This window comes from Delftia sp. (assembly GCF_059499305.1).
Map to the genome: position 1 here is coordinate 215,574 of NZ_JCABYI010000037.1, position 10,645 is coordinate 226,218.

General features: G+C 58.1%; 6 protein-coding genes. All 6 read left to right on the forward strand.

The features are described from left to right. The first annotated feature begins 19 nt into the window (after positions 1-19). Complete coding sequence (locus AC5I49_RS26760; protein ID WP_495790137.1) at positions 20-1,405, forward strand: TIGR03752 family integrating conjugative element protein; 1,386 nt, start codon at positions 20-22, stop codon at positions 1,403-1,405. After that, on the forward strand, positions 1,386-1,814 hold the full coding sequence (locus AC5I49_RS26765; RefSeq protein WP_047327376.1) for a TIGR03751 family conjugal transfer lipoprotein: 429 nt from the start codon (positions 1,386-1,388) through the stop codon (positions 1,812-1,814). The genes AC5I49_RS26760 and AC5I49_RS26765 overlap by 20 nt, the downstream gene beginning before the upstream one ends. Next, positions 1,814-4,678: a conjugative transfer ATPase gene (locus AC5I49_RS26770; RefSeq protein ID WP_495790138.1), complete on the forward strand. Its 2,865-nt coding sequence runs from the start codon at positions 1,814-1,816 to the stop codon at positions 4,676-4,678. Before AC5I49_RS26765 ends, AC5I49_RS26770 begins: the two co-directional genes overlap by 1 nt. Before the next feature lie 402 nt (positions 4,679-5,080). Continuing rightward, entirely contained in the window at positions 5,081-7,198 is a 2,118-nt protein-coding gene (locus tag AC5I49_RS26775) for an iron-containing redox enzyme family protein (RefSeq protein ID WP_495790139.1), read from the forward strand. 31 nt (positions 7,199-7,229) lie between these two features. After that, the gene (locus tag AC5I49_RS26780) at positions 7,230-9,077 is read left to right on the forward strand and encodes a carbamoyltransferase family protein (RefSeq protein WP_235434645.1); all 1,848 of its coding nucleotides are present in this window, start codon (positions 7,230-7,232) and stop codon (positions 9,075-9,077) included. A 284-nt stretch (positions 9,078-9,361) separates the two neighbouring features. After that, positions 9,362-10,474 carry an SGNH/GDSL hydrolase family protein gene (locus tag AC5I49_RS26785; RefSeq protein WP_047327390.1) on the forward strand — a complete coding sequence of 371 codons (1,113 nt, stop codon included), beginning with the start codon at positions 9,362-9,364 and terminating at the stop codon, positions 10,472-10,474. Positions 10,475-10,645 lie beyond the last annotated feature (171 nt).

Below are 10,645 nucleotides of genomic sequence, written 5' to 3' on the forward strand. Positions count from 1 at the left end.
TGGCTTGCTCAAGTGACTGATGCTGCCGCTGGCGTTGATCGTGCTGCTGGTGGGTCTGCGTCAGTGTTCCGGGGGCGATCGGGCCGCGGTGAGCCCAGATCCCTCGGCCCAGCTCACGCCCGAGGAAATGAAGGCCCTGGGGATCGCGGGCGACACCCCGCGCGACACCGTGGCGACCTTGGTGGCGCAGGTGCGCCAACTGCGCACGGAGCTGCAAAGCGCCGTGGCCGAGAACAAAGCGCAGCGCAGCGAGAACGCCCAGCTGCGCCAACGCGACGGCGACATCGAACGGCGCATTGAGGCCGCCTTGGAAACCGAGCGCGCGCAGGTGCGCAGCGCCCAGGAGCAGGCCGCCAGCGACCGCGAGCAGACCAGCGGGCTGCTGCAAGAGCTTCAACAACGCCTGGAGCGGTTGGGCGGCGCGGCCGGCAGCAAGACGCCGGACCTGCCCATCGGGCTGGGGTTGGAAGACGAGGGCGCCGCGCCGCCGGCCGGCGTGCGCTGGGTGGAACCCGAGGATGCGAAGCCCGAGGAGGCGCGCAAGGCCGGCAGCGCGGGGAGCTTTCCGACCCGCTTCGGTCCCGCCCAGCGCACGCTGGAGGGGACGGCCGATGCCCTGTCGGACCCCGGACCCAAGGTGGAGCGCCGGGAGCGGGACGGCGACGCCGCCCCGTTGAAGGCCGTCTACACGGTGCCCACCAACTCGACGCTGATGGGCTCGGTCGCCATGACGGCGCTGATCGGGCGCATTCCCATCGATGGCACGGTGAACGATCCGTTCCCCTTCAAGGTGCTGGTGGGGCCGGACAATCTCACGGCCAATGGCATCGATGTGCCTGAGGTCGCGGGCGCCGTGTTCAGCGGCACGGCGTCGGGCGATTGGACGCTGTCGTGTGTGCGGGGGAAGGTCCGCAGCATCACCTTCGTGTTCCACGACGGCACGATCCGTACCGTGCCCGATGACACGAATGGCCGGGCGCAGGGCAATGACGAGGGCCTGGGTTGGATCAGCGATCCGCAGGGCATTCCCTGCGTCAGCGGTGATCGCCGCAGCAACGCTCAGCAGTATCTCGGCTCCCAGGCGCTCATCACGGCGGCGGGCGCCGGCGTGGCATCGTTTATCAAACCGGGCCAGAACGTCGCGGTTGTCAGCGGCAGCAGCAATGGCATCGGCACCGTGGGCATTTCCGGCAACGAGGCCATGGGCCGCATTCTCGCGGGCGGGGTGCAGCAGATGTCCGATTGGGTCAACAAGCTGTACGGCCAGGCCTTCGCGGCGGTCTATGTGCGGCCGGGGGCCCAGGTGGCCGTCCATCTGGAGAAGCCCATCCACATCGACTACGCGCCGGACGGTCGGCGCGTCGATCATCGCGAAGGAAGCCGCCATGCGCTGGACCTGGACTAAGTGTGCGTTGCTCATGGTCGCCGCGACGCTTGGCGGCTGCGCCACCAAGAAGGACGCCGTGCTGCCCGCGGGGGACTTTACGATGCAGCAAGTGTGGCAACAAGCGTCCGGCGGGGGCACCGGCTATGCGGCCCAACGCCAGTTGCTCGATGCGCGGCAAAGCCTGCGGCGGCCCCTGGCCGACGCGGATATCGCCGCCGCCCCGGCCGAGCAGGCGCACTACACCCGCACGGCCGCAAATGAAATCCGGCGCCAGTTCCGGCGCCTGCCGAACCCGGATGTCGTGATGTATGTGTTTCCGCACCTGGCGGGCACCGATCCCGTCCCGGTGCCGGGGTACAGCACGGTGTTCCCCCTGTACCAGCGCGTGCAATACGCCATGCCGGGTGAACGGATCGAGGACTACTGATGCGCTGGCCATTGCCCTGGACCGCGCGCCGCGCGCCCCACCCTGCCGAGCCAAGCCACGCGCCCGAGGACGGCTGGCGCGCCCATCTGCGCACGCTGCGCGAGGCCGGCCTGCCCGCGCCGGGCGCGGCCGTGGCCGATGCCCCGGCGGCGACCGTGGACGACGAGAAGCGGCTGTATGACACGGCCCCGTCGTTCGTGTCGATGCTGCCCTGGGTCGAGTACCTGCCGGACGCCCAGGCGATGTTGCTGGAAGACGGCCATTCCGTGGCGGCCTTCTATGAGCTCAGTCCGTTGGGAACGGAAGGCCGTGAACCCGACTGGCTGGCCCAGGCCCGCGACGCGCTGGAGAACGCGCTCCAGGACAGCTTCGATGAGCTCGATGAGCACCCCTGGGTGCTACAGGTCTACGCCCAGGACGAAGCCAACTTCGGCGGCTATCAGCGCCGGTTGCGGGACTACGTGCAGCCGCGTGCGCGCGGCACCGCGTTCACGGAGTTCTATCTGCGCTTCTTCGGCCACCACCTGGACAGCGTGGCGCGGCCCGGCGGGCTGTTCGAGGACACCGTCGTCACGCGCCTGCGCTGGCGCGGCCAGAACCGGCGGGTGCGCATGGTGGTCTACCGGCGCGTGTCCGGGCCGGACAGCCGTCGCGGGCATACCCCTGAGCACGACCTGAGCATCGTCTGCGACCGGCTGATCGGCGGCCTGGCCAATGCGGGCATTGCCGCGCGTCGGCTTCAGGCCGCAGACATCCATGACTGGCTGCTGCGCTGGTTCCACCCGCGGCCCGCCATGCTGGGCGAGACCGCCGCAGACCGCGAGCGGTTCTACCGCCTCGCCGCCTACCCCGACGCCGCCGAGCCGGAGGAAATCGAGTTGGCCAGCGGCCAAGACTTCAGCCAGCGCCTGTTCTTCGGCCAGCCGCGTTCCGACGTCGCGCAAGGGCTGTGGTACTTCGATGACCTGCCCCAGCGCGTGATTGTCACGGAACGCCTGCGCATGCCGCCCAGCATCGGCCACCTGACCGGGGAAGTCCGCAAGGGAGACGCGTTCAACGCCTTGATGGACCAGATGCCCGAGGACACCGTGATGTGCCTGACGCTGGTCGCCACCCCCCAGGACGTTTTAGAGAGCCATCTCAACCATCTGACCAGGAAAGCCGTGGGCGAGACCCTGGCGTCGGAGCAGACGCGCCACGATGTTCAGGAAGCGCGCGCCCTGATCGGTAGCGCCCACAAGCTGTATCGCGGCACCTTGGCTTTTTATCTGCGCGCGCAGGACGAGGCCGAGCTGGACCAGCGGGGCCTGGCGCTGACGAACGTGATGCTCAATGCCGGCCTGCAACCCGTGCGCGAGGCCGATGAGGTCGCGCCGCTGAACAGCTATCTGCGCTGGCTGCCCTGCGTCTACAACCCGTCGCTGGACCGGCGCCAGTGGTACACGCAGCTGATGTTCGCCCAGCACATGGCCAACCTGTTCCCCACCTGGGGCCGCGGCCAGGGCACCGGGCATCCGGGCATCACGCTGTTCAATCGCGGCGGCGGGCCGATCTGCGTCGATCCGCTCAACCGGCTGGACCGGCAGATGAACGCGCACCTGTTCTTGTTCGGCCCCACCGGGTCGGGCAAGTCGGCGATGCTGAATAACCTGCTGAATCAAGTGACGGCGCTCTATCGCCCGCGCCTGTTCATCGTCGAGGCGGGGAACTCGTTCGGCCTGTTTGGCGACTTCGCCAAGCGCCTGGGGCTGACGGTAAACCGGGTCAAGCTCGCGCCCGGCGCCGGGGTGAGCTTGGCGCCGTTCGCGGATGCCCGGCGCCTGGTTGAGACGCCCGGCACGGTGCAGACGCTGGACGCCGACGCGCTGGATGAACCCGTGCCGGACGACGCGGCGGCGGCGGACGAGCAGCGGGACGTGCTGGGCGAACTGGAGATCACCGCCCGGCTGATGATCACGGGCGGCGAGGAGAAAGAAGAAGCGCGCATGACGCGCGCGGATCGCTCGCTGATCCGCCAATGCATCCTCGATGCCGCGCGCCTGGCCGTGGGCCAGGACCGCAGCGTGCTGACCCGCGACGTGCGCGATGCCCTGCGCGCCCGGGGCGGGGACGCCAGCCTGCCCGAAAGCCGGCGGGTGCGGCTGCTGGAGATGGCGGACGCGATGGATATGTTCTGCCAGGGCGCCGACGGCGAGATGTTCGACCGGCCGGGATCGCCTTGGCCCGAGGCCGATATCACCATCGTCGATCTGGCGACCTATGCGCGCGAAGGCTACAACGCGCAGCTGTCGATCGCGTATATCTCGTTGATCAACACGGTCAACAACATCGCCGAGCGCGATCAGTTCCTGGGACGGCCGATCATCAACGTCACGGACGAAGGCCACATCATCACCAAGAATCCGCTGCTCTCGCCCTATATCGTCAAGATCACCAAGATGTGGCGCAAGCTCGGCGCCTGGTTCTGGCTGGCGACGCAGAACATCGACGATCTGCCCAAAGCGGCGGAGCCGATGCTCAACATGATCGAGTGGTGGATCTGCCTGTCCATGCCGCCGGATGAAGTGGAGAAGATCGCGCGATTCCGCGAACTGACGCCGGCGCAGAAGGCGTTGATGCGGTCGGCCCGCAAGGAGGCCGGCAAGTTCAGCGAGGGCGTGATTCTGTCCAAGTCGATGGAAGTGCTGTTCCGGGCCGTGCCGCCGAGCCTCTACCTGGCGCTGGCGCAGACCGAGCCTGAGGAAAAAGCCGAGCGCTACCAACTGATGCAGCAGTGGGGCCTGAGCGAGTTGGACGCGGCGTTCAAAGTGGCGGAACGGATTGACCGAGCCCGCGGCATCGAGTCCCTGCCGCAGGAGGCCTAGCACTTCACTGAGCAGCGGATGCAACGCCGCATCGCGCCAGGCCACGAAAAATCAGACTAGTCCCATTGACAATGACAATGATACTGAATCGTAATCTCAATGCGAGAGGGGCGATTCTCCGACATTGGTAGCGGGCGGTGGCTTGGCATATCGCCAGGACTTTCTCCTGAACTTCCTTTGTGTGGCGATGCATTTGGCGATTCATGGAAGCATGTCCTAAGAATCACCGCTTGATCTACCAAATTGGCCTTTTTTATAGATCGTCGCTCTCGAATGTTATGAGGAAATGGATTCCATAAATTGGAAGCCGCGAGAGCCGCGCCTAAGAGATATATATCAGTAGAAATTCTTGCTGGCGGCGCATTTCCCAATTTTGCTTTGTAGGTGTAGCGGGGAGAGCCTATGGACGCGAATCTATGCTTTATGTTGTGTAACATAGATACTAATTATGAACAGGGAGCGATTGCTGCTCGTGACCATATCGAGCAGACCAGTTGCAATTATGCCCACCAGTTGGCATCGTGGGAAAAAGCTGCGCCTAGCGATCTTCACGTCAGCTCGGTTGCAATGCTTGAGTGGCTAATGGCATCGTCCCAATCTGATGTAGAGCATATTGAACTGGATTCGGAAGAGAGCAAATTTATACTATGCCAGTATTCTCCCATAGCGCTTTTGGAAGGCAGCGCTCTCCAGAATATTGCACACGCCGGCAATAATCATGAGCTTACTGCCACCAAAGGGCATCTAATTCATAGCTGGTATGTTGGCGGGGGCCGCTACACTGACAATCAGTCGGTGTTATACCGTCAGCTTTTGCAAAAATACTCCATATATCTCCCGTCTGTTTGCTCGGAAGGTTTTGCCGATGCGATAGGTATAAATCCAAAAGCGTGGGCTCTTCCAGCATGGTGGTTAAGTCTCTCGCTTTTTCCAGAGGAGTACAAAGCAGAAATACTGGGAGCAACGCTATTCAGTCTAACTGTGCTGGCGCCTATGCTAGTTCAGTCTGCGAAAGAGGCCAGAGCTTCTGCATGGTTCCAGGCTAGAAACTCTTCTAAACGCGAAGCAATGCAGGCCGCGGCACAATCGGCCATTACGCATATTCTGGCTGAGGACAATGACCGCATCATTTTCTTCCGTATCGTCAAGGGCTTCTTGATTTCCCGACTACTACTTGACGCTTGGCAATCGGAGGTTACAGCTCAACTCGACAGAGGACACCTTTCGCCTCAAGCGGCCATGGTCCGCTTGGTAAAACAGAAAGCGAAGTATGCCGCAGGGTATCACAGCCGGCTGAAATTAGGCCCCGATCCGTTCGACAGCTTGATCACGCATGATGCGGCCAGCTTTGTAAAAATGCTTGGTCAATCGCGTTGGGTTTCTCCTGGCCAGCCGGACAAAAGTTTATTGCTCACGCGATTGATTGCTTTTGGCGGGCCGATGTTTCGGATATTCAACGACGAAGAAATATTTATTATTCGAACTTGGATTGAATCGCTATCGATCTCTGATTCTCCGGTCGAACAACGAACCTCACCGGCTAATGCCGATACAGTCACTCCTAATGCCGTGCCCGCACAGGCCCATCCGGCCATTAAAACGGCGAGCAAGGTGGCGTCGATTGATATTCGGGATCTATATCACCAGCTATTGAATATAGAGCGCTATCCGCATGTTCGTTCAACCGCTTGTGCATTTGCCACTAAATGGCTGGCTCGGAGCGCGTTGAGTTTAGAGCGTAGAGCAGATGCATTGCCATTCAAAGAATACAGTCTTTGGCAGTTGCGGGAATGGTTCGAACGCAAAGCAATTGCCCAAGCGCAATCCTATGCAGCCAATTCAAATCAATCAGCAAAATGTCATGACCACGGCTCAAAAACACGTGATGAGGTAATCGAGGAAGCACTCCAGTTGTGTCCGATGATCTTCATCGACGGCGCATGGTTGCAGCGATGGACTAGTGCGGGGCTAGTGGACAGTCAGATTGGCGCCTTGCTATACAAGATTTATTCAGATGAGATAGGTAATGGTGAAGTGGAACTGAATCATCCGAATATCTATCGGGCGCTCATGAGGCAGATGAATATTTCCTTGCCGGACTTTCGCAATATTGACTTCGCCTATTTTCCTCGATTCAACAAGGAATCATTTTTGGTGCCCGTATTTTGGCTGAGCTTGTCCCAGTTTCCTCGTCGATTCCTGCCAGAGACACTAGGGCTAAACCTTGCAATGGAGTTGTCAGGTGTCGGCGGCGCCTACCGAACGGCTCGCGACGAACTTCGGCAGCATGGCTTCAGCACGCTATTCGTCGATCTACATAACACCATCGACAACGTTTCAAGCGGACACTCTGCCATGGCATTGACCGCCACTGAATGGCACTTAGACGAAATACGGCATGTGCATGGCTCACAACTCGTAGATGAACAATGGCGCCGAGTTTGGAACGGCTTCAGATCGCTTTCACCGCCAAGGCGGCACTGGAAGGAGATATTTACTCCCCTTCGTTACGCCTATTGAGTCAGAGAGTCTTCTTATACTTTGGAATTCTATGGCACTGAATTCAATCATTCTTGGTCTTTCATATGGCTATCATGATAGCGCGGCAGCGATTTTACGGGACGGCGAAATTATTGCTGCCGCTCAGGAAGAGCGCTTCACAAGGATTAAGCAGGATGCGCGCTTTCCCGCACATGCAATCCAATACTGTCTCAGAGAGACAGGCATCGGAATTGGCAAAGTCGATAGGGTTTTCTACTATGAAAATCCACGCAAGAAGCTTAGCCGCATTGTCAACACGTACTTGAATTTTGGTTTGCGCGGCTACAAATCATTTGTCACAGAAATGCCGGAATGGCTGCTTTCCAAAGCAAATGTAAAGGACATGCTTTACAAGGAACTCACGCGGCTTGATGCGAGCGAAAGCCAACTTCCCTCGATTGACTACATCGACCATCATGAATCTCATGCGGCAGCAGCCTTTTTCCCCAGCCGATTCCGAAGTGCTGCCGTTCTATGTGTCGATGGGGTTGGTGAGTGGGCGACCACGAGTGCCTGGGTCGGCATCGACAATCAATTGTTCCCCGTATGGGAGATCCAGTTTCCCCACTCACTTGGCTTGCTGTATTCCGCAGTTACTTGGTTCTGCGGATTTAAAGTCGATTCGGGTGAGTACAAGTTGATGGGACTTGCCCCCTATGGGCGTCCTAGATATGTGCAAACCATCCTGGATCATCTCATCGACCTCAAATCAGATGGCAGCTTCTGGCTGAATATGGAATATTTTGACTATGCAGTCGGTGATTACATGGTGAATGAGAAATTTTGCAAGCTATTTGGCGGGCCACGTCGCGAACCGGAAGGGTTAATCACTCAGCGCGAATTCGACTTGGCTGCCTCGGTGCAGGAGGTGCTGGAAGAGGCCATAGTGCGCTTGGCACGTACCCTAAGGCAGCAAACCAAGCAGGCCAACCTGTGTATGGCCGGCGGCGTCGCGCTTAACTGCGTTGCGAATGGCAAACTGCAAGCGAAAGGCATTTTCGACGACATTTGGGTGCAGCCCGCATCCGGCGACAGTGGCGGAGCGTTGGGCGCTGCATTGGCTGGATGGCACACGCGTTTGCGCATGGAACGCGTGGCGCGGGACACTGACCGCATGAAGGCGACGCTCCTCGGATCGCACTGGCGTGACGAAGAAATTAAAGCGGCGCTGGAAGCAAGTGGTGCGGTGTTCAAACGACTGGATGACCATCAGTTGTTCGACGAAGTGGCCGCCCTACTTGAGAACGGCAACGTGGTGGGATGGTTTCAAGGCCGCATGGAGTTTGGACCGCGAGCACTCGGGTCACGTTCAATATTAGCGGATGCACGCAATATTGGCATGCAAAGCGCTATGAACCTCAAGATTAAGAACCGAGAGTCCTTTAGACCATTCGCACCGGCAGTGCTAGAAGAGCATGCTGCCGAATGGTTCCACCTCGACTTCCCCAGTCCCTATATGTTGTTTGTAGTAGCCGTACATCAAAGTAAGCGTTTTCCACAGGATACCGACGATAACAAATTAACCGGAATCGATTTACTTAGATGTGTCCGCTCCACGATTCCGGCCGTTACTCACGTGGACTACTCAGCTCGCGTACAGACGGTAGGGAGAGACGGCAACCCGCGCTTTCGCGCACTGCTAGAAGCATTCCATGCGCGTACCAACTGCCCGGTTCTGGTGAACACATCATTTAATGTGCGGGGCGAACCTATCGTAGAAAGTCCGCATCATGCCTACGTATGTTTTATGCGAACGCAAATGGACTATCTGGTTATTGGCAATTATTTGCTTCTGAAGGCTGATCAGCCTGAATTATCGGAAAGCGGCGACTGGCGAACAGAGTTCGCGCTCGACTGATCTATAAAAATTCTCCGTAAATCAATTCATTCTTAGAAAGGCCCACCGTGATTTCACTTAGAAATCCCCTGTTGTCTCTTGTGCTCTCTCTATTATTTTTTCTTATGTGGCCGATTGGAATATTAATTCGGCACTTGCGCGATCCTTTGCAACTAAGCCCCAGCGATGGTGAAAGCTATCTACGAATGGCTCCAGTTAACAAGGCCCAGTTGCCAGTACAGCCGCCGGACCTTCTTGACTGCTCTCGCTCTGAGGCAAACAAGCAATTTTGAGGAGGTTCTCTCATGACTCTCAAATCTCTGACGCACGACGAAGCTGTGCAGGAGGTCTATCGACTGACGCCGCAGATCCGCGAGTACGATGAGTTCATGTATATGGGGGTCCGTTGGCTCCCATATACGATGTTCTTTCATCACAAAAACTATCGCTCAAAGGTCATTAACACTGATAGTCTCGGCTTTCGACTCAGCGAGTATAAGGAAGATTATATAGGCTTATCCAGCATGCCGTCGAATTTGCCAGTTAATCTTTTGGTAGGCGGCTCTACCACCCTAGGCACGGGTGCCACCTCGGACGCCGCGACGGTGGCCTCCCGACTTGCTGCATATACGGGAGAGCCTTGGATTAACTTCGGTGGGCGTGGCTACAACGCAGTTCAAGAAGTGCTGTTGTTCCTTGTCCATCAACATCGCTTTCGTCGTATCAATAACGTGGTGGTGCTAAGTGGCATCAACACATTGACGCTCGAAGGCTTACCGGACTCCCTCTCTAGCGACCACGGGCGGTATTACTACTCCTATGAGTATCAGCATTATATGGAGCTCTACAACGAGGATTTGAAGCGGCGCACCCGTACCTATGCATCGGAATTGGATAATCGTGGCAAGGGCATGATTACCCGATATCTGGATAAGTTGCGTGCGAGGACTGAAAATCCAGCAGACGTGATCATTAGCGATGAGGGGACTGATACAGAAGCCCGTGTTGCCCGTGCTGCGGATGTTGTGACAAATGCCCTTCGACAGTGGCATTTGCTACTAGCGGGCACTGGAGCGAAGCTCAGCTTCGTATTGCAGCCGATGGCCTATTGGACGCGTAGTCATCTTGTAGCCGAGGAGAAAGAGATTTTCCACGCTATCGATAGCTGCCCAAACAATTTCTGGCGACTCTTCGGAAACATACTAGGTAAAGAAATCCACCTTCCGTTCGCGAGAGCAATTCAGTCTTTCTGCAAGGAACAAGGCGTGCGCTTTGATGACATGAATGAACTGTTGAGGTACAGCCCACATGTGGATGACTACCTTTTTGTTGACCGCGTTCACTTCAACGACAAGGGATACGATGAGGTCGCTAAAGCCATCGCGGCTCATACCCTTGGACCGATCGCTCATTCATAAACTTGGAAATTGTTATGAACAAACCAACCTCATCAAGAACTGGATTCTGGAGCCTGATATGCACCGCCTTTCGTCGAATGTTTAGACGTAAGAAGAAAAAACCGAACTCGATTTATCCGCTTAGAGTGGCTAACACCACTTCGTCACAGACCCCCGCAGAGCAGTTATGCT

Coding starts and splice junctions, on each gene's coding strand:
- AC5I49_RS26760 (WP_495790137.1), top strand. CDS start 20: ATGCTGCCGCTGGCGTTGATCGTGCTGCTGGTGGGTCTGCGTCAGTGT.
- AC5I49_RS26765 (WP_047327376.1), top strand. CDS start 1,386: ATGCGCTGGACCTGGACTAAGTGTGCGTTGCTCATGGTCGCCGCGACG.
- AC5I49_RS26770 (WP_495790138.1), top strand. CDS start 1,814: ATGCGCTGGCCATTGCCCTGGACCGCGCGCCGCGCGCCCCACCCTGCC.
- AC5I49_RS26775 (WP_495790139.1), top strand. CDS start 5,081: ATGGACGCGAATCTATGCTTTATGTTGTGTAACATAGATACTAATTAT.
- AC5I49_RS26780 (WP_235434645.1), top strand. CDS start 7,230: ATGGCACTGAATTCAATCATTCTTGGTCTTTCATATGGCTATCATGAT.
- AC5I49_RS26785 (WP_047327390.1), top strand. CDS start 9,362: ATGACTCTCAAATCTCTGACGCACGACGAAGCTGTGCAGGAGGTCTAT.